The following is a 23638-nucleotide window of genomic DNA, read 5'->3' on the forward strand; positions in this document are numbered from 1 at the left end:
TGAGTACTGCATGCATTGTAAGAGGCGCGATCCTAAAACTCTTTTGAATCTGCGACAAGGTTTTTCAAAATTGCCTAAAAAATGGGGACGGACCCTGATTTTAAAAAATAGGGTCTGTCCCCAATTTCTAAGCAACATTAACGGGTGGCAAGGCGGCGCTGGCGCTCTTCGCGGGGGGTGTTGCCGAACAGGGTGCCGAAGGCGGTGGAGAAGTGGGAACCGGAACTGAAGCCGCACATCAGCCCGACTTGCACAATCGAATGGTTGGTATCAAGCAGCAACTGGCGCGCGCGCTGCAGCCGCAGCTCCAGGTAGTAGCGCGAGGGCAGGCTGCCGAGGTATTGCTTGAACAGCCGTTCCAGCTGGCGCCGCGACAGGCCGACGAGGTTGGCGATATCGTCCGTTGACAGCGGTTCCTCGATGTTGGCCTCCATTAGCTGCACGGCTTCCGACAGCTTCGGCTGCAGGGCGCCGAAGCGGGCCTGCAGCGCCACCCGCTGGCGCTCTTCCGGACCGCGTACCTTTTCGACGCACAGCGCTTCCTTTACCTCGGCCTGCACCTGGGCGCCGAACAGGGATTCGACCAGCGTCAGCGAGAAGTCGATGCTGGCCGCGCCGCCGCAGCAGCTGAGCTGGCGGCCATCGATCGCGAACAGGTGGGGCGTGAGGATGGCGCGCTCGGTAATGTCCTCGGTCTCCGCGTACAGCGCCCACGGCAGGGCGATACGCACTCCTCCGGCCACGCCCGCTTCCGCCAGCCACAGCACGGCCGCCCCTACCCCACCCCAGTATTCGGCGGCGCGCAGGCGTTCGATCACCGTCCGGGCCAGTTCGGGCGCAAGGCGCGGCGCGTGCTCGTCGGCGACCAGCAGCGCCAGCTGCCAGTTGCCGGTACTCGCGGCAAGCTGTTCGGGAGTGAGGATGTCGAGCTGGCACTTATCTGCCAGCCGCTGGGCCAGGCGCAGCGGTTGCGCCAGGCCGGACCAGCTCAGGCTGTCCGCCTCTCCCGCATTGACCAGCAGCAGGCGCAGCGGCGGTTCCTGGGCCAGACGGGTGAGATCGGAAAAAGACATGCGGGCAGCGTTTTACTCAGGCGCGAGCGAATGCGGTGGCCGCTCGCCAGTGTTCCATTGACTGACTATCATACCGGAGATCAGCAGGGCCGCGCCGAGCAGCCCGGTCCAGCCCAGGGTTTCTCCCAGCCAGAAATAGGCGAAAATCGCCGCACAGCCCGGTTCGAAGGCGTAGATAACCGCCGCTTCATTGGCCGTGGCGTGGCTCTGCCCCCAGGTTTGCAGCGAGATGATGGCCGCCGTGGCCACCACGCCCAGGTAGATGAGGTTGACCGAATACAGCTGCAGCCCCTGCCAGATATAGGCCCAGTAGTCGGCCTGGTCCTGCGCCACGTCCACCGGGCCGCGCGGCACTTCGCGCAGCAGGATCCAGATGGCGGCGCAGACCGCCACCGTCATGATCTGGGCGGCAGTGAGCGTCATCAGCCTTTCCGCCCTGCGCGAGAACACTTCCATTACCTTGATATAGCCGCCGAAGCAGAGCGCCGCCAGCAGCGCCAGCGTGTCGCCGTCGCCCCAGGTAAAGCTGCCTTCCCAGCACAGGGCGAACAGGCCCGCCACCGCCAGCAGCAGCGCCGCCACGATGCGGCGGTCAGGCCACTTGCCCATGGCGATGCCGAGCAGCGGCACCACCAGCACGTTCAGGCCGCAGATGAAGGCGTTGCGGTTGGAGGTGGTGAGCGCCAGCCCTTCCACCTGGAACAGGTAGCAGAAAAACAGCAGCACGCCGGCCAGGAAGCCGTAGTGCAGGTCTCTCCAGCGCGCGCGGATCACGAAGGGCAGCAGCAGCACGCTGGCGATGCCGAAGCGGCTCACCACGATCCAGTTGGCGGACAGGTAGCCCGTCATTTCCTTCATGGCGGGGAAAGTGGTGCCCCAGACGATGGTGACGATCAGCAGGGCGAGAATGCCGCGGGCGTGTTGGGGCATGGAAGAATGTGTTAGTTCAGCAAGATTATCAATGGTAACTGAATGCGGGACGGGTGCGGCGCTATAATTCCGGCCATGGGCGAACGTTATCTGAAAAGTATCCGCTTGCTGGCCGAGTGCATGCAGGGCTTCGAACGCCTGTCCGGCCAGCATGTGCGCGAGTGCGGCCTCACGCATGCACAATTCGATATCATTGCCACGCTGGGGAATACCGCAGGCATGTCGTACAAGGAGCTGGGCGAGCGTACCCTGATCACCAAGGGCACCCTGACCGGCGTGATCGAGCGGCTGGAAGAGAAAGGCCTGGTGGCACGCGAGCGCTGCCAGATCGACAAGCGTTCATTCTTCATCCGGCTTACCCGGCAGGGCGAAAAGCTGTTCGCCGAAGTGTTCCCCCAGGTAGTGTCCAAAGGCGCTGAACTGTTCGCCGGCATGCAGGCCGCGGATTTCGATGCGCTGGAGCTGCAGCTGTCCCGTCTCAAGCAGGTTCTGGCCAAGGCTGGAAGCTGAGTTTTCACTCTCACTAAGGTAATAATGCTAAAAACTACCCTCATCGATGGCATCCCGCCGGCGAAGTTCGACAAACAGATCACCACCAACCTGCTGCTGGAACATGTGGCTGCCGAGGTGGTGCGCAAGGAAAAGCTGCTGATCGGCGTGCGCAATGAGGAAGGCGATATCTACCGCCTGATCGGCGCCACCAAGCACAACAGCTTTACCAATGCAGTCGAGGAGCTGGAAGACCTGGAGCTGGTGGACGAGCTGGCCACGGTAGAAGGCACGCATGAGGGCTGCGACGCCATTTTCCGCGAAGCCTGAGCTGCTGGATTAATCTTTCCAATCGGCAACATCAGTCCGATTAAGAAACAAACGATGCCATTCGGCAATAGTTGAGTATAATTTTTGGATGGACCGACTGGATATCCTCAAACTCATCATCGCCGAAGCCTCACGCGGCGAGATGGTGTTTCCCGCCAACGTCAACGCTTCGCTGCGCCTGCAGGAGGCGCTGACCGATCCTGACTGCCATGTGGACCTGGCGGCGCGCCTGATCTCGGCCGATCCCCTGCTGGCTGCCCGTACGGTGGCCATCGCCAATTCCGTCGCCTACAACCGTTCCGGCACCGAGATTTCCGGCGTGCGTCCCGCCGTGCAGCGCCTGGGCGTGCGCACCCTGCAATCGCTGGTGGCCGCCCTGCTGGTGCGCCAGATCGGCTACCGCATCGAAGATCCCGCCATCCGCGCCAAGGCCGACCAGCTGTGGGAACATTCGGCCCATGTCGCCGCCATGTCGCAGGTGATCGCCCGCCGTGTAACCCATGTGGACCCGGATACCGCCCTGTTCGCGGGCATCGTGCACGAGGTGGGCGCCTTCTACCTGCTGTCGCGCGCCGAGGAATTCCCCGGCGTGGCCGATGGCGAACCGCAGGACTGGGTGGAAAACGGCGAAGTGGAGCTGGGCCGCCTGGTGCTGCAGCGCCTGGCCGTGCCGGACTCCGTGCAGCGTGCCGTGGAAGCCATGTGGACCGGCCTGCGCGCCCTGCCGCCCGAAACCCTGGGCGACACCCTGCTGCTGGCCGATGACCTGTCGCCCGTTGCTTCCCCGCTGCACAGCCGCAGCGACGCCACCACGCCGCTCGCCGCCCGCACCATCGATTTCGTGGTGGGCGACGGCACCCTGCACGAGATCCTGGAAGAGTCGGCCGACGAAGTGCAATCCCTGTATTCGGTGCTGATGCTTTAACGTGCTGCCCGCTTGGGCGATAATGGCGTTTTGCCTCGTCCGGGTTTCCGCATGTCCATGCTCCGCTTCCTGGCCAGCCTTGTCCTGGCCTGCTCCACCTTCAACGCCACCGCCCAAGGCAGCATTGCGCTGGAAGGCGCGCCCTATGTGCTGGAGGGAACCGAGGTGCGCACCATCCGCGCGCAGAAACTGCAGCGCGACTACCAGGTCTTCGTCAGCCTGCCGGCTTCCTACGAAAAGTCGGGCCGCAGCTATCCGGTGGTCTTCGTCACCGATGCCAACTACGCCTTCCCGCTGACCCGCGCCATCGCGGCGCGCGCCGGCAGCCATGGCCGCGAGATCGAAGAGTTCATCCTGGTCGGCCTGTCCTATGCGCGCGGCGATACCCCGACCTACAGCCGCCGCCGCGACTACACGCCCACGCCCACCGCCGACAAGACTGTTACTTCGGACATGCCGGGGCGCGAAGTGAAATACGGCGAGTCCGAAGGCTACCGCCGTTTCGTCATCGACGAGGTGCTGCCTTTCGTCGCGCAGCGCTACCGCGCCGACATGAACCGCAAAACGCTGATGACGCATTCCTACGGCTCCCTGCTGGCACTGGACATCCTGTTCAATGAGCCGGGCGCCTTCGAAAACTACATTCTCGGCAGCCCATCGCTCTGGTACAACAACAAGGTGATGTTCGAGCGCGAACGCGCCTATGCCGCGAAGAACCGCGACCTGCGCGCCAACCTTTACTTCGCGGTGGGCGGCTACGAAACCCTGCGTCCGGGCCCACGCTACAACAAGGACGACGACATGGTGGGCGATATGCGCGCCTTCATGCGCGCCCTGCGTTCGCGCCACTACCCCAGCCTGCGCATGGAAGGAGAAGTGATCCGCGATGAGGACCACCTGACGGTGGCCCCCATCATCATCACGCACGGCCTGCGCTGGGCGCTGCCGGGCAAGAACCACAAGTAAGGCTCAGGGCGCGCTGGCCAGCGCGGCCGACGCCGGGTCGGCGGCCGCTTCGCCTTCCATCACCACGATGCGGCTGGCGGCGCGCGCCGCTTCGCCGCCGGCGAAAGCACGCACCGGCCCGATCATGGTGCCGCCTGCCGCGCCTTTCTGGTCGGTGCGGAAGCTGCCCACCGGGCTGGCCTGGCTGCCCAGATACACGCTGTAGACCGTTTCCGGCTTCAGCCTGAACAGCGATACCTCCAGCGCATCGGTCAATCCAAGGCTGCGCGCCACCACGAAACCACGCCCGCTGCTGCGCACCGGCTTCAGCGCCACATTGGCCGGGTCGGCATTCGCACGCGGCTGCAAGCCCTGCCTGCCGTCGCCGCCCTGCGCCACGCCGGACAGGTAGACCAGGGCCTGCGGCGCCTGGCCCGCCGGCATGCGGCTCACCACCTTCCCTGCCGCGGTATCGATCACGTCCACCGCGTCGCCATTTTCGAGGCCGACGTAGATGCGGCTGCCGTCATCCGATGCCCAAATCCCGTGCGGCAGGGCGCCGGTGGGGATGGCCGCCAGCAGCCGGGGCGTGTCCTCCGTGCTGAAGACCTTCACCACATTCTCGCCGCCCACGGTGACATAGGCCAGCAGCTTGCCGCCCACTTTCGCAAACGCCAGGTGGTTGGTGATGAAACCGGTGTCGAACACGCCCTTCACTTCCAGCGTGCGGGTATCGATGCGCGTGACCTTGCCCACGTCCTTGTGCGTCAGCCACACTTCGCTGTGGTCGGGCATCATCTGCAGGAAGGGCGAGAAGGGGCTCACCACCGGAATGCGCTTCACCACGCTGTAGCTCTTTACGTCGATCACATCCACTTCCGGCGTGAAGCTGGAGACGGCAAAGGCCAGGCGGCCGTCCGGCGTGAACAGCACCATGCCGGGGCCGGGCGCCGTGGGAATGCGGCGCGTCTCCCTGAAGCTTTGCGGATCGATCACGGAGATATAGTCTTCCCCGCGCACCACCACCCAGGCTTCCTTGCCGTCCGCCGTGAAGAAGCCCTCATGCGGGGAGCGCCCCACATAGGTCTTGCCCTTTACCTTGTTGCTGGCGGTATCGATGAAAGTCACCGAGTTCGAGCCGTTGGAAACCGCCATCAGCGTTTTGTGGTCCGGCGAGAAGCCCAGGCCGTGCACATTGATCTCGCCCTTGTACAGCGGGGACAGCACATCCGGACGCGGGTTCCCGAGGCGTATCTGGCCCAGCAGCTCGGCGCTGGCGGGATTGAAGACGGAGATGGTGTTGCTGTTCTGGTCAGCGGTATACACGCGGTCTGCCGGCGACGGCTGGGCAAAGGCGGCGCCCGCGGCGCACGCCAGTACAATGGCTGCAGATTTCATTGTTTCTCCCTGGCGGCATGGCGCTCAAGCCATGCCTTCATGAGGTTGATCTCGTTCTGCTGCTCGGCGATGATGCCGAGCGCGAGGTTGCGCAGCTCCGGATCCTGCGAATACAGGAGCAGCGCCTTGGCCATGTCCACCGCGCCCTGGTGGTGCGGGATCATCATGGTGACGAAGTCATGGTCCGGCTGCCCGTTCATGGGAGCCCGTTTCATGCCGTCGTCCATCACGGCCATGGCGTCATCCATCAGTCCGGCGAAAGGCTTGGCCGTGCTGGCGATGAACACCGGCGGCGGCGCTCCCTCCGGCCGCGGCGCACCGTGGTGATGGTGTGCTTCCTGGGCGCCCGCGGCGAGCGGCAGGAGGCATAGCAGCAATGCGGCGCGCATGGCTTCAGCCCAGGTAGAGCGGATTCGGCGCAAGGTAGATGCGCACATCGGGCACGGCCATGCCAGCCGGGGCGATTTCCGACAGCTGGAGCGCACCCACGTTACCCGGCGCATTGAAGGTGTAGCTGAAGCTTTGCGCGCCGATCACGAAGCGCACCGTCTGGCCGTTTGTCACGTTGACGTGGCGCGTGCCCTCGCCGATTTCGATGGTGGAGTCGGCGTAGCTGCCGGAGGCGGCCATCCCATAGCCAGCCAGCGACAGCGCATGGGCGCCCGGCGCCAGCGCCAGGACAGCGCCGTTCAGCGCAAGGGATATCAGCATATTGCGGGTGTGGCGTTTCATCGGTTTTCTCCTTGGTGGTCGATGAAGGCCAGTATAGAAACCGCGTTCTGACGCCAGCATGACCCGCACATTACAATGCGATGACAGCGCAAATGACCAACTTGTAATCCCCGGCCGCCGCCGCGCGCGGCACAATGGCGCGGAAAGGGAGCATGCATGCGAATACTGATCGTGGAGGATGAGCCGAAGACGGGCAGCTACCTGCTCAAGGGGCTGCAGGAGTCCGGCTATGGGGCGGACCTGGCGCGCAACGGGGCCGACGGCCTGCACATGGCGCTGGAACGGGATTACGAGCTGATTGTGCTGGATGTGATGCTGCCGGTGATGGATGGCTGGACCGTGCTGCGCAAGCTGCGCGAACGCAAGGAGACGCCGGTGCTCTTCCTCACCGCCCGCGACGAGGTGCCGGACCGGGTGCGCGGCCTGGAGCTGGGAGCGGATGATTACCTGGTGAAGCCCTTCGCCTTCGCCGAGCTGCTGGCCCGCATCAAGACCCTGCTGCGGCGCGGCCCGGTGCGCGAAGCGGAAATGCTGCGCCTCGCCGACCTGGAAATCGACGTGCTGCGCCACCGCGTCACGCGCGCCGGACAGCGCATCGATCTCACGCCCAAGGAATTCGCCCTGCTGCACCTGCTGGCGCGGCGCCAGGGCGAGGTGCTGTCCCGCTCCCTGATCGCCTCCCAGGTGTGGGACATGAACTTCGATTCCGATACCAATGTGGTCGACGTGGCGATCCGCCGCCTGCGCGCCAAGATCGACGATCCCTATACCGCCAAGCTGGTACACACCGTGCGCGGCATGGGCTACCTGATGGAGGAGCGATGCTGAAGCGGCGCGAGCCGCTGTCGATCACGCTGCGCCTTGCGCTGCTGTTTGCCGCCATTGCGGCGGCCGCCTTCGTCGGCGTGGGCGCCTACCTGTACCAGACACTTTCGCGCCAGATGGTGCAGCGCGACGATATGGACCTGCTGAACAAGGCGGTGATGCTGCGCCACGTGCTGGCGGAACAGGGTTCGCTGGCCGCCTTGCGCGCCCAGCCGGACATGGCACTCAACACCGTCTACGGCCAGGATATCCGCCTGCGCATCGCCGCCATGGACGGCAGCCCGCTGGCGCAGAACAGCAGCGCCCTGCCGCCGCCCGAACTGCCGGGCGTGCCGGCGGCGCGCGAACCGGCCATGGGCGATATCCGCAACTGGCATTCCGGCACCGGCATGGCGCGCGTGCTTAATGTGCAGGCCACGCTCAACAGGCGCGAGCCGCCGGTGCACATAACCCTGCTGCGGGAGCGCTCCGACCGCCTGGCCATTATCCGGCGCTATGCCATCGACCTGCTGGGAGCCCTGCTGGCCGGGGCGGCGCTGGTGGCGGCGCTGGGCTTCCTGATCGTGCGCACCGGCATGCGGCCCCTGTATGCGGTGATCGGCAAGGCGAACGACATCAGCGCGCACCGGCTGAACAGCAGGCTCGCGGTGGACGAGGTGCCCGCCGAGCTGCGCGAACTGGGCGTGGCCTTCAATGCAATGCTGGACAGGCTGGAGGAAGGCGTGCAGCGCCTGTCCGGCTTTGCGGCCGACCTGGCGCATGATATGCGCACGCCCGTCAATACGCTGATGGTGGAAACCCAGGTGGCGCTGTCGCGCCCGCGCACGGTGGAGGAGTACCAGGCGCTGATGGCGTCCAATCTCGAAGAATACGAACGCCTGGCGCAGATGATCGAAAACACCCTGTTCCTGGCACGGGCCGACAATGCGCAGCTGGGACTGCAGCGCGAGCCGCTCGAGCTGCGCGCGGAGCTGGAAAGAATCGGGGAGTATTTTGAAGGGCTGGCCGACGACAGCGGGGTGGCGCTGGCGCTGGAGCTGCCGGAGGGCGGCAGCCTGCAGGCGGACGCGATCCTGTTCCAGCGCGCCGCCAACAACCTGGTGTCGAACGCGATCCGGCATACGCCGCGCGGCGGCCGGGTGAGCCTGGGCGCCCATTTTGCGGACGGTGAACTGCTGGTCAAGGTGCGCAATACCGGCGAGGGCATCGCGCCGGAACACCTGTCCCATATCTTCGACCGCTACTACCGCGCCGACCCGGCCCGGCCGGCTTCCAGCAGTTCGGCCGGACTGGGCCTGTCCATCGTGCGTGCCATCATGGCCCTGCACGGGGGCCGGGTGGATGCCGCCAGCGGGCCCGGCGAAACCTGCTTTACGCTGCACTTCCCCCACAATGGCTAGAGCGGCGGTAGCGGCACAGCAGCCGTATCGGGCAATTGCAGGGAGGGGAAGCCGGCGCCGGCATGGGGTGCTGCGGCGGGGGTAAGGTCTTTTGCATCGCAATCCTCTCGAAAAACATCCGGACAAAAAAATGCCCGCTCAAGAGCGGGCTAAGTCCAAAACTAGGGATGTCCTGAAAGAGACGGTTCCATAGTAGGCCAAGGACTTGCCGCGCTCTGTGCGCCAGCTAACATAACTTGATAAATCACCAGACCGGGTTGGTGTGCTGCCAGGCCGGCAACTGCTGCACCCTGCCGAACCATGCCATCATGTGCTGGTACTGCGCCACCGGCAGGCCGGCACGCTCGATATACATCAGGGGCGCCGCCACCGCGAAGTCGGCCAGGGTCAGGCCGTCGCCGCACAGCCATTGGCGCTTCGCCAGGTGCTGGTCCAGCACTTGCGCGTATTGGGCCAGTTCGGCGGCGCCGCGCGCCAGCTCAACCGGGTCCGGTTCCGTGCCCTCGACAAACTTCTTCCACACGTTTTCCCAGGTGAAGATGCCGACCGAAGGCGAAAAATGCTGACAGGCCCAGAACAGCCAGCGGTTGACGTCGGCCCGCGCCCGGCGTCCTTCCGGATACAGGGTCTGCTGCGGCGCCAGCTCGGCCAGGTATTGCATGATGGCGCCCGATTCCCACAGCAGCATGCCGTCATGCTCCAGCACCGGCACCTTGACGTTGGGGTTGATCTCCGCCAGGCGGCGGCGGTCGTCCGGGCTGCCGAGGTTAATCTCGGTAACATCCAGCTTCAGGCCGAGGTGCAGCGCCGTCATCATCACGCGCCGGGCGTTGGAGGAAAAGGGGTTGTGGTAGAGGTGCATTGCCGTCTCCTTCATGCATAGTCGATCCATGCATGGTAGCGAGAGGCGCTGACAGATTCTGTCAGTAGTGTTCGTCGATGCGGTACTCTTCGCGCCACTGCCGGATGAGGACCGCGCGCGGGGTTGGGTAGCGGTCTGCAAGCTGCTCGGCCGCCTGGATGCGGTCGATGCGGAAATGGCGCGTGGCGTCGCGCAGTTCACACCATGCGGCGAGCACGCGTTTGCCCTCGAAGAAGGCCAGCGCGAAGGGCCAGACGGTGCGCTCGGATGCCGCGCCGTGTTCGTCGCTGTAGCCGAGCCGCAGTTTGCAATGGCGCCGGATCGCTTCGCGCGCGGGCTGCAGGAAGGCTTCCTGGCTGAAGTTGTTGGCGGGCGGCGCCACATACAGGCTGGTTTCGGCCATGTGGTCGCGCAGGTCTTTCGGCGTGGCGGTGGCAATCTTGGCCAGGGCGGAATTGGCGGCGCGCGACAGCGCGGCATCGCCCTGGTGGCTTACCCAGCGCGCGCCCAGCACCAGGGACTCCAGTTCATCGGCGTCGAACATCAGCGGCGGCAGGAAGAAACCGGTGCGCAGCAGGTAGCCCACGCCCGCCGAGCCTTCCACCGGCGCCCCCAGTTCGGCCAGGGTCTGGATATCGCGGTAGATGGTGCGTTCGGAGACGCCAAGCTGCCCGGCCAGCACAGCCGCGGTCACAGGGCGGCGGTTGCCGCGCAATGCATCCATCAACTGAAACAGGCGGCCGGTGCGGCTCATGCTCTTTACTCTCTGCGTGCAAAGATCGCCAGCTTATCACGGCGCGCTCATTGACAGGGACGGCAATTCACGGTGAAATCTAGCCGCCCTTAACAGTAAATGAGCGAGATGAGCAAAGCCCCCTCCGGAAAGAGCCGTGCCAGCGGCCGCGTTACCCTCAGCGATGTAGCGCGCCTGGCCGGCGTGGCCCCGATGACGGCTTCGCGCGCCATCAATCAGCCGGAGCTGGTGTCGTCCATCCTGCGCCAGCGCGTGCAGGAGGCGATCGATGAACTGGGCTATGTGCCGAACCGCGCCGCGCGCGCGCTGGCCTCGGCGCACTCGAATGTGATCGTGGTGCTGGTGCCTTCGCTGTCGAACGCCGTGTTCACGGCCGTGCTGGCGGGCATACAGGATGCGCTGGATGCGCACAACTACCAGATCCTGATCGGCAATACGCGCTATTCGGACGCGGAAGAAGAAAAACTGCTGAACATCTACATGCAGTCCAACCCCGACGGCATCCTGCTGTCCGGGCTCACGCACAGCCCGCGCGTGAACCAGATGCTGGCATCTTCCCGGGTGCCGGTGGTGTCGATGATGGACCTGGCGGCCGATCCCGAACAGCTTTCGGTCGGGTTCTCACAGTACGAGGCGGGACTGACGATGACGCGCTACCTGATCGAGAAAGGCCGCCGCCGTATCGGCTTTATCGGCGCCCAGCTTGACGAACGTACGCTGAAGCGTTTCGAAGGCTACCGCAAGGCCATGGAGGAGGCAGGCCTGGGCGACCCTGCGCTGGAACTGATGGTGCCCGATCCCTCGAACATCGCCCTCGGCGCCGAGCTGCTGGGCCGCATGATGGCCAAGGTGCCGGACTGCGACGCCATCTTCTGCTGTAACGACGACCTGGCGCACGGCGCCATCTACCAGTGCCAGCGGCGCGGCATCGCGGTGCCGGAGCAGCTGGCCATCGCCGGCTTCAACGACCTGCCCGCCTCCGCCTGGATGAAACCTTCGCTGACCACCATCGGCACCCCGCGCTACCGCATCGGCTATGAGGCCGCAATGCTGCTGCGCGCCGCCATCAAGGGCGAAGCACCGCCCCAGACCCGCATCGACCTTGGCTTCACGCTGATGGCGCGCGAGAGCGCCTGATCCGCTGACAACTGGCGTCCTGCGCCCGATATCCGCAACGAGCCAGAAACTCGTTGCGGCCATCCTCAAGGCCTGATCACTTGCCGCGCACGTTCAGCGCGCGCGCCTCCAGCTTCACCGTCACGCTGGCCACCGGCGCAGCGGACGATTCACCCAGCGTCAGCACATAGTCGCCGGGCGCAATCTTCCACTGCTTGCCGGCGCTGTCGTACATCGCCAGCAGGCGCGGATCGATACGCACCGTGCTGCTGCGGCTCTCGCCCGGTTTCAGCGCCAGCTTGTCCCAGCCGGCAAGGCGCTTCGGCGCTTCCCAGCCGCCGGCCTTGGGCGAGATGTAGAGCTGGGGTACTGCGGCGCCTTCGCGCTTGCCGGTATTCTTCACCGTGAAGCTGGCTTCCAGTGTGCCATCCTTCGCCTCCGCCTTCAGGCCGGAGTAGGCATAGCTGGTGTAGGAAAGGCCGTGGCCGAAGGGGAACAGCGGCTTGTAGCCCTTGCGCTCGAACCATTTGTAGCCGACCGCCGCGCCTTCGATGTTGTAGTCCACGTCGGCACGCACCAGGTCCTTGCCATCGCCATCGATCTTCAGGCGCGGCAGCTGCTGTTCGGATACCGGGAAGGTGGCAGGCAGCCGGCCGGATGGATTGACTTCACCGGTCAGCACGCGGGCAATCGCTTCGCCGCCGCGGGTGCCGGGATACCAGGCCTCCACGATGGCGGCAGCCTTGTCCACCCATGGCATGGTGACGGGGCCGCCTGTCTCCAGCACCACCACCGTGTTGCCGTTGGCGGCGGTGACGGCGGCGATCAGCGCGTCCTGGTTGTCCGGCAGCGCCAGCGAAGGCGCATCGATGCTCTCGGCGGTCCATTGCGTGGCAAAGACGATCACCACATCGGCGCCCGCTGCGGCGCGCGCGGCCGCTTTCACGTCCTTGCCGTCGTGGTAGCTGATCTGCGCCTTGCTGCGCGCCTGCAGCGCTTTCAGCGGAGAATTCGGCAGGTAGACGATGGGGCCGGGGAATTCCGGCGTGCCGAGGTCCGGCACGGCAAAGCCGCCTTCCGGGTAGACCAGCGCGGAACCGCCGCCGGACAGCACGCCCTTGTCCGCGTAGCCGCCGATGACGGCAATCTTGCGCAGGCCGGGCGCCAGCGGCAGCAGGCCCTTGCTGTTCTTGAGCAGCACAATCCCCTCTTCCGCATCGGCCTGCGATACCAGCGCATTCGCCTTCATGTCGATCGGCTGGCCCGGCGCGGGCACCGGGTTGTCCATCACGCCATGCGCATACAGCGAGCGCACCACGCGCTGCGCCATATCGGTCAGGCGCGCTTCCTTCACGTGGCCGTTCTGTACCGCCTCCAGCAGGGCGCCGTTGAAATACTCGGATTTGTCGAAGGGCCAGCCGGACTGCTGGTCCAGGCCTGCATTCGCCGCCGGAATGGTGGAGTGGGTGGCGCCCCAGTCGGACATCACATAGCCTTTATAGCCCCAGTCGCGCTTCAGCACCTGGTTCAGCAGCCAGTCGTTCTCGCAGGCGTAGTCGCCGTTCACGCGGTTGTAGGAGCACATGACGGAGCCGGGGTCGCCGCGCTCGATCGCGATCTGGAAGGCCAGCAGGTCGCTCATGCGCGCCGCTGCGTCTTCCACCTTCACGTTGATGGTGTTGCGGTTGGTTTCCTGGTCGTTCAGCGCGAAGTGCTTGATGGTGGAAACGATATTATTCGACTGCACGCCGCGAATCTGCTCGCCCACCATCACGCCTGCCAGCAGCGGATCTTCACCGGCGTATTCGAAATTGCGGCCGTTGCGCGGCTCGCGCATCAGGTTCACGCTGCCGCCCAGCATGACGTTGTGGCCGGACAGGCGGGCCTCCTTGCCGATCATGGCGCCGCCTTCGAAGGCGCGCTGCGGATTCCAGGTTGCGGCCGTGGCCAGTCCGGAAGGCAGCAGGGTGCGCGGACGCGGCTCCTTGGTGCGCTGGGTGGAAACGCCGATGCCGGAGTCGGTGAGGTGCTGGTTCGGCAGCTTGAGGCGCGGCACGCCGTAGACGAAGCCCGCAGTATCGGCCACGCTTTCCGCCGGGCGCTTCACACCCTTGAAGTCGGTGGCGAAGTAGCCGAAGACCACGCGGATCTTTTCTTCCGGCGTCATCTGCGCCACCAGCGCGCGGGCGCGTTCGTCGGGATCTGCCGTCTGCGCCTGCGCGGGGATGCCGAAAGCGGCCCCCAATGCGAGCGCCAGCGGCGCCAGTTGCCATGCCTTCACCATCCTCGTCTCCTTTTGTTATGGAATACTGACTTCCAGTTCGTAATGCTTGCCTGCCTCGATACCGCTCACATGTGCCGCCGGTAGCAGCTCGCCATTGCAGCGCACCTGTACTTCGGCCGCGCCGGTGCGGCGCACTGCCACGTTGAAACTCGCGCCGCGGAAGCTGCGCTGGATCTTCATGCCATCCCACCCTGCCGGAAGCTGGGGCGCAATGCGCAGGCCGTTCGCATCGCCGTGCAGGCCGCACAGGCCTTCCACCACGCAGCGGTAGACCCAGGACACCGTGCCGGTGTTGAACAGCTGGCTGGAACGGCCTGCCGTGCGCGGATACTCCTTCCACGCGCCACGGTAATAATTCGGGATGAAGACCGGAAGCTGGCCGCGCTGCAGGTAGTCCGCCTCGTCCGGGCCGGGAATCATCTGGCGCAGCAGCTTGTAGGCGGTATCGGTTTCCGCGATCGTGTAGAGGCTGTAGATGTAGAACACGGCGGCGTGGTTGTACACCGCGCCATTCTCCGCCGAGCCGGGATGCTTCTGCGTGACGCGGCCGACGTCGTCGCGCATCTTCGAATACGGCGGCGCAAACATCTGCACGCCGAACGGCGTAAACAGCTGCTGCGCCACTTCCTCGAGCATCAGTTTGCGCTGTTCCTCGCTCGCGGCGCCGCCCAGGATGGACCAGGCCTGCGGGTTCAGGTAGATGCGGCCTTCCTTGTCCTTGCTTACGCCGAATACCACGTTGTCGTCGGTGATGCCGCGCGCGAACCAGCGGCCGTCCCACAGGTGGCGGTTGGCGGCCTCGTTCAGCTGGCGCGCGCCGTCGGCATAGTTATCGCGCCCGCATTCGTCGCCGCGCTGGGCGCACATTGCCGACCACAGGTTCAGCGCGTAGCCCGCCGCCACCGTCAGCCAGCCGGACACGCCCTTGCCGCGGTAGCCAACCATGTTCATCGGGTCGCACCAGTCGCCTTGCGCGATGAAGCTCAGGCCACGATGGTCGCGCTCCTTCAGCAGCCAGTCCATGGCGCGGCTGATGCGCTGGTGTACGCTCAGGCTGTGGCCTGCGGCATCGATCACCTGTTCGTCCAGCAGCGCCCAGTCGGCCGTTTCGTCGAGGTAGGCCTTGAGGCAGACCGGCAGCCACACGCAGTGGTCAGTGTGCGGCACCTGGTTGATGTACTTGAGCTCCGCCCCCTCCACCAGCAGGATCCCGTCCGGCATGGCGCCCGTTTCCTCCTGCTGGCTCAGCGCATGCAGGAAGGCGGCCCGCGCGACGGAAGGCTTGATGAAGCTCATGCCCATATTGTCCTGCAGGTAGTTGCGCGTCTGCGGGTCGGTGGTCAGGCGGTTCACGTCGCCGTGATAGAAGACCTGGCGCGGCAGCCAGTTGTTGACGAAGTTATCCAGTTCCTTGTCAGGCGTTTCAATGCGCACGCAGCCGCTGCCGCCTGCCACGTACTCCGCGTATTCCTGCGCCGCGGCGCTGAAGCCCTCCGCGCTCAGGTAGCGCGTGCGCACGGCCGCGATCTCGGCGTCGTCCAGCGCGGGGCCGAAGACGAAGCGGAACTCCTCCGCCGCCCCGCTGCCCAGCGCCAGCCGGTATTGCACGGTGGCCGCAGGCGTTTCATAGCGCGCATCGCCGCCGGCCAGCATTTCGCGCTGCGTGCCATCCGGCTTGTGCAGGCCCCCCTCGCCTTCGAACGCTTCCTGGCAGGCTTCCCATGCATCCGGCGCGCGTTCGCAGAGGAAGTAGGTCTTGTCCTTGAAGTCCTTGTTCTTGAAGTAGTCGGCAACCTTCTGGTAAGGCGTGACGCTGCTGGCGACGATGCCGCCCAGGTCATGGCGATACTCGGCCGACTGGTTCATCCACGACATATAGCCGATCGGGAAGTAGGGATAGATGCTGACCTTGCGCGCGCGGCCGGACAGGTTGCTCACGCGCAGGGACCACAGCTCCACCACATCGTCCACTGGAAGCGTCATCGACATTTCGATGCGCAGGCCGAGGTGTTCGATGGTCCACGCCAGGTCACTCTTGCCGACCGAGAAGCTGAAGCTGTCCGGCGCTGCGCGCACGGGCTCGTACGGCGCGGAGAACAGCTCGCCGCTCTCCTCGTCCTTCACGTAGAAGAAGCGGCCCGGATGATGCGCGAAGTAGCCCTGCTCCGGCTGCATGAAGCTCTTTGCTTCCATGTTCGGCGCATGGGCGTACTTGGCGGGCTCCGGCTGCATGAACTGCGCGACGGCATAGCCGCGACAGTTCAGCTGGATCATCATGCTGCGGTTCCACAGGAAGCCTGCAGCGCGCGGCATGGCGGTAGGGCTCTGCAGTTCGTAGCGTTCACCGTTGTCGGTGGGGCGTAGCATCTTACTTTTCTCCGGTATTTCAGGCGTGGCGTTCGGCCAGTTCGCTCTGGATCTGTTTCAGTTTGGCGGCGTCCAGCTGGTAGAAGAACATCGCCGCGACGGCCATCAGTGCAAAGAAGGCTGGAATCAGCGACATCAGCCACACGATGCCCGCCTGCGAGCCCGTGCTCTGTTCCGCATTGGGCACATAGCCCAGCGCCGTGAACAGCGCACCGATTACCGCAACGGCCAGCGCGGTACCCAGCTTCTGAGAGAAGGTGGCGGCGGCAAAGGTCATGGCCGTGGCGCGGCGGCCGGTGCGCCATTCGTTGTAGTCGGCGGTGTCGGCATACATGGAGAAGGCCAGCGGCGACTTCGGGCCGAGCACCAGGCCCATGCCGACCTGCAGGGCAAACATCAGGCCGACCTGGTCTTTCGGAACCACGAAGAAGGCGGCCGACAGCAGCGCCGTCAGCGACATCAGCACCATCATCAGCTTTTTCTTGTCGAGAAAGCGCGTCATCAGCGGCGTGAGCGCGGCGCCTGCCGCGGCAGCCATCATGTACGCCGGAATGAAGCCGGCCAGCAGCTCCGGACGGCCCACGTAGTACTTGAAGTAGTAGGCAGCCGTGGTGGTGCGCAGCGTGATTGTCACCATGATGATCAGCGCCAGGAAGAACAGCACCACCCAGGGTCCATTGCGCGTGAGATCCTTCACGTCCTGCACCACATTGCTCTTTTGCCCGGCGGGCGGCGCGATGCGTTCACGGGTGTTGAAGAAGGTGATGGCAAACATCAGCGCTGCCGCCACGGACCAGGCGAACATCGTTATCTGCCATCCCAGCTTGTCGTCGCCGCCGCCAAAGAAACGCACCAGCGAGGGCGTGGCGGCGGTAACGATGGTGCTGCCGCCGAAGGCGCAGATGAAGCGCAGGCCGTTGACGGTGGAGCGCTCCTGCGGGTCGGCCGTCATCACACCCGACAGGGCGTTGTAAGGAATATTGATGGCGGTGTAGCACACCATCATCAGCAGGTAGGTGCCGTAGGCCCAGATGATTTTGCCGTCATGGCCCAGGTCCGGCGTGGTGTAGGTGAGCACGGCGGCTGCGCCCAGCGGCACGGGCATCCATATCAGGTAGGGGCGGAACTTGCCCCAGCGCGTGCTGGTGCGGTCGGCCAGCGCACCGATCATGGGGTCGGTGAAGGCGTTGATCAGTTTAATCAGGAACATCATCGACGCCGCGGCCGCCGCCGAGATGCCGAAGACGTCGGTGTAGAAGATCAGCAGGAAGGTTGCGACATTGGTCCAATAAAAATTGAAGCCCATGTCGGCAATGCCGTAGCTGATTTTTTCGCGCCAGGAGAGGATCACGACCAGGCTTCCGGCGCAAAAAAGGGCTGTGCGGGTGCGCCTCCCGGGGCCCCGCCCGCACAGCTAAAAAACAAGCTGGGCGAGTGTGTCCCAGCCTGCCATCGGACCATCAGCATTTCTGTCTCCTGATTTTTGTTGATAGCGCTATCATTGATTATCTGGAGTGTAATAACAGCGCATTCCAAAGTCAACCGAAAAAAAAGCCGCGCAGCTTGCGCGGCGCGGCCTTTTGCGGAGAGCTGCCGTTTATACGACGGCGCCGTCCGTTTCGTCTTTTTCCTTGATCGGCTTGATCAGGTCTTCGCGCTTCACGCCCAGCCACATGGCGACCGCGGCGGCCACGAACACGGAGGAGTAGATACCGAAGCAGATACCGATGGTCAGTGCAATCGCGAAGAAGTGCAGCGTCTGGCCGCCCAGCAGGAGCATGGACAGCACCATCATCTGGGTGCAGCCGTGGGTGATGATGGTACGCGAGATGGTGGAGGTGATCGCATTGTCGATCACTTCATGCACTGTCATCTTGCGCTGCTTGCGGAAGTTTTCGCGGATACGGTCGAAGATAACCACCGATTCGTTCACCGAATAGCCCAGCACCGCCAGCACTGCGGCCAGCACCGTCAGCGAGAATTCCCACTGGAAGAAGGCAAAGAAGCCCAGGATGATCACCACGTCGTGCAGGTTGGCGATAATGGCGGCCACCGCAAACTTCCATTCGAAACGGATGGCCAGGTAGATCATCACGCCCACCACCACCATGATCAGGGCGTTCAGGCCGTTCTGCGCCAGTTCCTCGCCCACCTGCGGGCCGACGAATTCCACTTTCTGCAGCTGCACGGACTCATTGCCTGCAGCGTCCACGCAGCCCAGCTTGGCGATGTGCTCGCCCTTCGCGGTCACGGTGTCGAACTGCTTGGTGCTGCCCTGCTCGGCCTTGCACAGCGCCTCGAAGACTTTGCGCGAGGTGTCCGCGGTGTTCGAACCTTCTGCGATCGGCAGGCGGATCATGGCGTCGCGCGCGGTATCGAAGCTGGTGACTTCCGGCAGCTCGTAGCCCAGGCCTTCCAGCGTGTGGCGGATGCCGGGCAGGTTGGCTGCCTTCGGATACTTCACCTCCATCACCGTGCCGCCCTTGAACTCGATGGACAGGTGCAGGCCTTTGTGGACCAGGAAGAACACCGCCGCCACGAAGGTCAACGCCGAGATGACGTTGAACACCAGCGCGTGGCGCATGAAGGGAATGTCTTTATGAATGCGGAAAAATTCCATTTGATTCCTCTATCTTCCGTTGCCGATTATTTGGACTGGCCCGGCACCCAGACGGTACCGATCGACAGCGTTTGCAGTTTCTTCTTGCGGCCGTACCACAGGTTGACCACGCCGCGCGACACGAAGACCGCGGAGAACATCGAGGTCAGGATGCCCAGGCAGTGCACCACGGCGAAGCCGCGCACCGCGCCGGAACCGAAGACCAGCAGCGCCAGGCCGACGATCAGGGTGGTGACGTTCGAGTCCAGGATGGTGGCCCATGCGCGGTCGAAACCGGCCGCGATGGATGCCTGCGGCGAAGCGCCGGCACGCAGCTCTTCCCGGATACGTTCGTTAATCAGCACGTTGGCGTCAATTGCCATACCCAGCGCCAGCGCGATTGCCGCAATACCCGGCAAGGTCAGCGTGATCTGCATCAGCGACAGCAGGGCCAGCAAGAGCAGCAGGTTGACGGCCAGCGCCAGCACGCTGAAGAAGCCGAACATCATGTAGTACATGATCATGAAGACCGCGATGGCGGCAAAGCCGTACATCGTGGAGTGCAGGCCCTTGGAGATATTCTCGGCGCCCAGCTGCGGGCCAATGGTGCGTTCTTCCAGGAAGTCCATTGGCGCATACAGCGCGCCGGCACGCAGCAACAGCGCCAGTTCGGTGGAGTTCTCGATGGAGCCCATGCCGGTGATGCGGAAGCGGCTGCCCAGTTCTTCCTGGATGGTGGCCACGGACAGCACTTCAGGCTTGCCCTTCTCGAACAGGACGATGGCCATGCGCTTGCCTACGTTGCCACGGGTGGCTTCGCGCATCTTGCGGCCGCCGTCGCCGTTCAGGTCCAGCGATACGGCTGGCTGCTGGTTTTCGTCGAAGGTGGCGGTAGCGCTGGCGATGTAGTCGCCGGTCAGGATCACGTCTTTCGACAGCACCACGGGCACCGCCTTGCCGACCGTGAACAGCTCGGAGTTGAACGGAATCGCGGCAGACAGCTCGGTGCCCGGGGTGACGGTTTCGTCCACCAGGCGCACTTCCAGTGTTGCGGTGCGGCCGATGATGGACTTGGCGCGCGCCACGTCCTGCACGCCCGGCAGCTGCACCACGATACGGTCCGGGCCCTGCTGCTGGATGATCGGTTCGGCCACGCCCAGCTCGTTCACGCGCTTGGACAGGGTGGAGATGTTCTGCTTCACGCCGTTGTCCAGCGTATCCTTGAGGGCTGCAGGCTTCATGCTGGCGACCAGTTTCAGGTCGGCGCCATCGGCGCTGTCGGCCAGCTGCAGGTCGCTCATGTCCGCCAGCGCCTTGCGCGCAGCCTGGCGGGTTGCGTCGTCGCGGAACTTGACGATGATGCTGTCGCCGGAACGCTCGATGCCGGCGTGGCGCACATTCTTGTCGCGCAGTTCGCTGCGGATCGCGGCCTGGTAGCCCTGCACGCGCTTGTTCAGCGCTGCCTTGGTATCCACCTGCATCAGGAAGTGCACGCCGCCACGCAGGTCAAGGCCGAGATACATCGGCAGCGCGCGCACGTTCTGCATCCACTGTGGAGTATTCGGCATCAGGTTGACCGTCACGATATAGGTCGGGTCGGCCGGATCGGCGTTCAGGCCTTTTTCCAGCGCCAGGCGGGCCCGGAACTGATCGTCGGGGCTGGCGAAGCGGGCGCGCACGGAGTGGCTCGCCCCTTCATCGAGCGTCACGCCTTCATTCGGAATGTTTTCGCGCTTGAGCACAGCTTCCACTTCGGAAGCCACGGCACTGGTGATCTTCACGGTGGACTTGCCGCTGGTGATCTGCAGCGCAGGCGATTCGCCGAAGTAGTTAGGCGCCGTGTACAGCGCGCCAAGCAGCACCACCACGAGGATGACGATATATTTCCAGACAGGATAGCGATTCATATTCTTCAGCGTTCAATAAGCCGATACACAAACGGGCGGCAGAGCCGCCCGTACCGTGGGATTACAGACCCTTCAGCGTGCCCTTCGGCAGCAGCGTGGTAATGGATGGCTTCTGCACCACGATTTCGGTGTTGGCCGCCACTTCCAGGGTCACGTAGGTATCGGTCACTTTGGACACTTTGCCCAGAATGCCGCCGGCGGTCACGACTTCATCGCCCTTCGCGAGCGCGTCCATCATGGCGCGTTGTTCCTTGGCGCGCTTCTGCTGCGGGCGGATCATGAGGAAGTACATGACCACGAACATCAGGATCAGCGGCAGGAAGGTAGACAGGTTGCTCATGGTTGCTGCTTCGGCGCCCTGAGCGTATGCGTTGGAAATGAACACGGATGACTCCAGATAGTGGTATTACTGTTTTAAAAAATTTAGCGCTGTATTCTAGCACTCGCCGCAGGCGCCCAGATTGGGGCCTATATCACTTTTTACAAGATCGTGCTTAAACCCCACGCGCGCGGTCGGCATGGAACTGTTTCACCCAGTCCGGGAAGCGGTCTTCATCCAGCGCCTCGCGCATCTGGCGCATGATGTCCAGGTAGTAGTGCAGGTTGTGGATGGTGTTCAGGCGCGCGCCCAGGATCTCCTGTGCGCGGTGCAGGTGGTGCAGGTAGGCGCGGCTGAAGTTGCGGCAGGCGTAGCAGGAGCAGGTAGGGTCCAGCGGCTCCTTGTCATCCTTGTAACGCGCATTCTTGATCTTGATGTCGCCGAAACGGGTGAAGATCCAGCCGTTGCGGGCATTCCGGGTCGGCATCACGCAGTCGAACATGTCCACGCCGTTCGATACGCCGGCCACCAGGTCTTCCGGCGTGCCCACGCCCATCAGGTAGTGCGGCTTGTTGGCAGGCAGGCGCGGGCCCACGTGCTCCAGCACGCGCATCATGTCTTCCTTCGGCTCGCCCACGGACAGGCCACCGATGGCCAGGCCGGGGAAATCGATCTTTTCCAGGCCTTCCAGCGATTCATCGCGCAGGTTTTCGAACATGCCGCCCTGCACGATGCCGAACAGCGCGTTCGGATTCTCGCCGCGCCTGAATTCATCCATCGAGCGCTGGGCCCAGCGCAGGGACATGCGCATCGATTTCGCCGCTTCGTCCACGGTGGCGGGACGGCCGTCGATTTCATACGGCGTGCACTCGTCGAACTGCATCACGATGTCCGAGTTCAGCACGCGCTGGATCTGCATCGAAATTTCCGGTGAGAGGAACAGCTTGTCGCCATTGATGGGCGAGTTGAAATGCACGCCCTCTTCCGTGATCTTGCGCATTTCGCCCAGCGAGAATACCTGGAAGCCGCCGGAGTCGGTGAGGACAGGCTTGTCCCAGCCCATGAAGCCGTGCAGGCCGCCAAATTTCGACATCACGTCGTTACCGGGGCGCAGCCACAGGTGGAAGGTATTGCCGAGAATGATCTGGGCGCCGATTTCCTTCAGCTCCAGCGGCGACATGGCCTTCACCGAGCCGTAAGTCCCCACGGGCATGAAGATCGGCGTCTGCACTTCACCGTGGTTCAGCTTCACGGTGCCGCGGCGGGCCTTGGTTTTGCCGGTGGTATCGGTCTTGAGTAGCTTAAATTCCAACATTGTTTAAATCCTAAATCAAGCCCGGTTGGGCGTCGTCAGCAGCATGGCGTCGCCATAGCTGAAGAAACGGTATTCATTGGCAATGGCATGCGCGTAGGCGGCACGGATCTCATCGAAGCCCGCGAAAGCCGACACCAGCATCAGCAGGGTGGACTTCGGCAGGTGGAAATTGGTGATCAGGCGCGTTACCGTCTTGAACTGATAACCGGGCGTAATGAACAGGGCCGTGTCGGCGCTGCCCGCTACCAGTTCGCCCGTCTGCGAGGCCGATTCCAACGCACGCAGGCTGGTGGTGCCGACCGCAATCACGTCGCGGCCCGCCTTGCGCGCGGCCTGCACCGCATCCACGGTGGCCTGCGGCATGGTGTACCACTCGGTGTGCATCTTGTGTTCGGCCAGGTTCTCGGTGCGCACCGGCTGGAAGGTGCCTGCGCCCACGTGCAGCGTGACATAGGCGAACTGCACGCCCTTTTCCTTCAGCTTTGCCAGCAGCGCTTCGTCGAAGTGCAGGCCGGCGGTCGGCGCGGCAACGGCGCCCGGCACCTTGCTGAAGACCGTCTGGTAGCGCGTTTCATCAAATTCTCCCGGTGCGTGCTCGATATAGGGCGGCAGCGGCAGGCGGCCGTACTGCTCGATCAGCTCGAAGACGTCGGCGTCGAAATGCAGGGTGTAGAACTCGCCGGCACGCTCCCCCACGGTCACGTCGAAAGCGTCGGCCAGGCGGATCTTTACACCGGGGCCGGGCGACTTGGACGCGCGCACCTGGGCCAGCACCGTGCGCGTGTCCAGAACGCGCTCCACCAGCACTTCCACCTTGCCGCCGCTGTCCTTCACGCCGAAGAAGCGCGCTTTCAGCACGCGCGTGTCGTTCATCACCAGCAGGTCGCCGGCTTGCAGCTGGCCGAGGATATCGGTGAACTGCCGGTCCACCAGGCGTGCGCCATCGACGTGCAGCAGGCGCGAGGCGCTGCGGTCCGGCAAAGGAAATTGCGCAATGCGCTCTGGCGGCAAGTTAAAATCGAAATCGGAGAGCGAATACATATGAAACACGGCTAAAAACGTTGGGCG

General features: G+C 64.1%; 22 protein-coding genes. 7 read left to right on the forward strand and 15 right to left on the reverse strand.

The genetic code is table 11. The features are described from left to right. Nucleotides 1–137: 137 nt before the first annotated feature. Together ACJRPG_RS18365 and ACJRPG_RS18370 are read right to left on the reverse strand one after the other, a co-directional pair. Nucleotides 138–1073 (reverse strand): GlxA family transcriptional regulator, encoded by a 936-nt coding sequence (locus ACJRPG_RS18365; RefSeq protein WP_408001547.1) that lies wholly within the window; start codon nucleotides 1071–1073, stop codon nucleotides 138–140. A 12-nt stretch (nucleotides 1074–1085) separates the two neighbouring features. Next, entirely contained in the window at nucleotides 1086–2003 is a 918-nt protein-coding gene (locus ACJRPG_RS18370; protein WP_408001548.1) for a DMT family transporter, read from the reverse strand. 75 nt (nucleotides 2004–2078) lie between these two features. On the opposite strand from ACJRPG_RS18370, the gene ACJRPG_RS18375 reads away from it, so the two are divergent. The 4 genes from ACJRPG_RS18375 (at nucleotide 2079) to ACJRPG_RS18390 (ending at nucleotide 4713) form a co-directional block, all read left to right on the forward strand. Next, nucleotides 2079–2513: a MarR family winged helix-turn-helix transcriptional regulator gene (locus ACJRPG_RS18375; RefSeq protein ID WP_408001549.1), complete on the forward strand. Its 435-nt coding sequence runs from the start codon at nucleotides 2079–2081 to the stop codon at nucleotides 2511–2513. A gap of 24 nt (nucleotides 2514–2537) precedes the next feature. Next, nucleotides 2538–2822, forward strand: a complete 285-nt coding sequence (locus ACJRPG_RS18380; protein WP_408001550.1) for a hypothetical protein — start codon at nucleotides 2538–2540, stop codon at nucleotides 2820–2822. Nucleotides 2823–2910: 88 nt separating this feature from the next. Next, entirely contained in the window at nucleotides 2911–3747 is an 837-nt protein-coding gene (locus ACJRPG_RS18385) for an HDOD domain-containing protein (RefSeq protein WP_408001551.1), read from the forward strand. Between the two features lie 51 nt (nucleotides 3748–3798). Next, entirely contained in the window at nucleotides 3799–4713 is a 915-nt protein-coding gene (locus tag ACJRPG_RS18390; RefSeq protein WP_408001552.1) for an alpha/beta hydrolase, read from the forward strand. A 3-nt stretch (nucleotides 4714–4716) separates the two neighbouring features. On the opposite strand, the gene ACJRPG_RS18395 is transcribed toward ACJRPG_RS18390, so the two are convergent. From ACJRPG_RS18395 to ACJRPG_RS18405, 3 genes are read right to left on the reverse strand one after another with little or no spacing between them, the layout of a single operon-like run. Continuing rightward, nucleotides 4717–6090: a YncE family protein gene (locus ACJRPG_RS18395; RefSeq protein WP_408001553.1), complete on the reverse strand. Its 1374-nt coding sequence runs from the start codon at nucleotides 6088–6090 to the stop codon at nucleotides 4717–4719. Then, nucleotides 6087–6479, reverse strand: a complete 393-nt coding sequence (locus ACJRPG_RS18400; protein WP_408001554.1) for a DUF305 domain-containing protein — start codon at nucleotides 6477–6479, stop codon at nucleotides 6087–6089. The genes ACJRPG_RS18395 and ACJRPG_RS18400 overlap by 4 nt, the downstream gene beginning before the upstream one ends. Nucleotides 6480–6483: 4 nt before the next feature. Further along, a complete protein-coding gene (locus tag ACJRPG_RS18405; protein ID WP_408001555.1) occupies nucleotides 6484–6822 on the reverse strand; it encodes a CzcE family metal-binding protein in 339 nt (112 codons plus the stop codon). A 156-nt stretch (nucleotides 6823–6978) separates the two neighbouring features. Between ACJRPG_RS18405 and ACJRPG_RS18410 the strand changes: the two genes are divergently transcribed. Together ACJRPG_RS18410 and ACJRPG_RS18415 are read left to right on the forward strand one after the other, a co-directional pair. Then, nucleotides 6979–7650, forward strand: a complete 672-nt coding sequence (locus ACJRPG_RS18410) for a heavy metal response regulator transcription factor (RefSeq protein WP_408001556.1) — start codon at nucleotides 6979–6981, stop codon at nucleotides 7648–7650. Next, on the forward strand, nucleotides 7644–9047 hold the full coding sequence (locus ACJRPG_RS18415; RefSeq protein WP_408001557.1) for a heavy metal sensor histidine kinase: 1404 nt from the start codon (nucleotides 7644–7646) through the stop codon (nucleotides 9045–9047). Before ACJRPG_RS18410 ends, ACJRPG_RS18415 begins: the two co-directional genes overlap by 7 nt. A gap of 244 nt (nucleotides 9048–9291) precedes the next feature. On the opposite strand, the gene ACJRPG_RS18420 is transcribed toward ACJRPG_RS18415, so the two are convergent. After that, a complete protein-coding gene (locus ACJRPG_RS18420) occupies nucleotides 9292–9909 on the reverse strand; it encodes a glutathione S-transferase family protein (RefSeq protein ID WP_408001558.1) in 618 nt (205 codons plus the stop codon). 61 nt (nucleotides 9910–9970) lie between these two features. Next, entirely contained in the window at nucleotides 9971–10663 is a 693-nt protein-coding gene (locus ACJRPG_RS18425; RefSeq protein WP_408001559.1) for a helix-turn-helix transcriptional regulator, read from the reverse strand. A 108-nt stretch (nucleotides 10664–10771) separates the two neighbouring features. Here ACJRPG_RS18425 and gntR point away from each other — a divergent pair, with 108 nt between their 5' ends. Next, on the forward strand, nucleotides 10772–11800 hold the full coding sequence (gene gntR, locus ACJRPG_RS18430; protein ID WP_408001560.1) for an HTH-type transcriptional regulator GntR: 1029 nt from the start codon (nucleotides 10772–10774) through the stop codon (nucleotides 11798–11800). Nucleotides 11801–11876: 76 nt separating this feature from the next. Here the strand turns inward: gntR and ACJRPG_RS18435 are convergent, their stop codons facing one another. The 8 genes from ACJRPG_RS18435 to queA form a co-directional block, all read right to left on the reverse strand. Further along, nucleotides 11877–14063, reverse strand: coding sequence for a beta-glucosidase family protein (locus ACJRPG_RS18435; protein WP_408001561.1), 2187 nt, complete (start codon nucleotides 14061–14063; stop codon nucleotides 11877–11879). 15 nt (nucleotides 14064–14078) lie between these two features. Continuing rightward, nucleotides 14079–16430, reverse strand: a complete 2352-nt coding sequence (locus ACJRPG_RS18440; RefSeq protein ID WP_408001562.1) for a GH36-type glycosyl hydrolase domain-containing protein — start codon at nucleotides 16428–16430, stop codon at nucleotides 14079–14081. A 19-nt stretch (nucleotides 16431–16449) separates the two neighbouring features. Continuing rightward, nucleotides 16450–17781: an MFS transporter gene (locus tag ACJRPG_RS18445; RefSeq protein ID WP_408001563.1), complete on the reverse strand. Its 1332-nt coding sequence runs from the start codon at nucleotides 17779–17781 to the stop codon at nucleotides 16450–16452. A 246-nt stretch (nucleotides 17782–18027) separates the two neighbouring features. Further along, the gene (secF, locus tag ACJRPG_RS18450) at nucleotides 18028–19050 is read right to left on the reverse strand and encodes a protein translocase subunit SecF (protein WP_408001564.1); all 1023 of its coding nucleotides are present in this window, start codon (nucleotides 19048–19050) and stop codon (nucleotides 18028–18030) included. Nucleotides 19051–19076: 26 nt separating this feature from the next. After that, a complete protein-coding gene (gene secD, locus ACJRPG_RS18455) occupies nucleotides 19077–20936 on the reverse strand; it encodes a protein translocase subunit SecD (protein ID WP_408001565.1) in 1860 nt (619 codons plus the stop codon). A gap of 61 nt (nucleotides 20937–20997) precedes the next feature. Further along, on the reverse strand, nucleotides 20998–21276 hold the full coding sequence (yajC, locus tag ACJRPG_RS18460; RefSeq protein ID WP_408001566.1) for a preprotein translocase subunit YajC: 279 nt from the start codon (nucleotides 21274–21276) through the stop codon (nucleotides 20998–21000). A gap of 154 nt (nucleotides 21277–21430) precedes the next feature. Further along, nucleotides 21431–22570 carry a tRNA guanosine(34) transglycosylase Tgt gene (gene tgt / locus ACJRPG_RS18465; protein ID WP_408001567.1) on the reverse strand — a complete coding sequence of 380 codons (1140 nt, stop codon included), beginning with the start codon at nucleotides 22568–22570 and terminating at the stop codon, nucleotides 21431–21433. Between the two features lie 15 nt (nucleotides 22571–22585). Further along, complete coding sequence (gene queA / locus ACJRPG_RS18470; RefSeq protein WP_408001568.1) at nucleotides 22586–23611, reverse strand: tRNA preQ1(34) S-adenosylmethionine ribosyltransferase-isomerase QueA; 1026 nt, start codon at nucleotides 23609–23611, stop codon at nucleotides 22586–22588. Between the last annotated feature and the right edge of the window lie 27 nt (nucleotides 23612–23638).

It is taken from the genome of Pseudoduganella rhizocola (assembly GCF_045984285.3).
Lineage (GTDB): Bacteria > Pseudomonadota > Gammaproteobacteria > Burkholderiales > Burkholderiaceae_D > Rugamonas.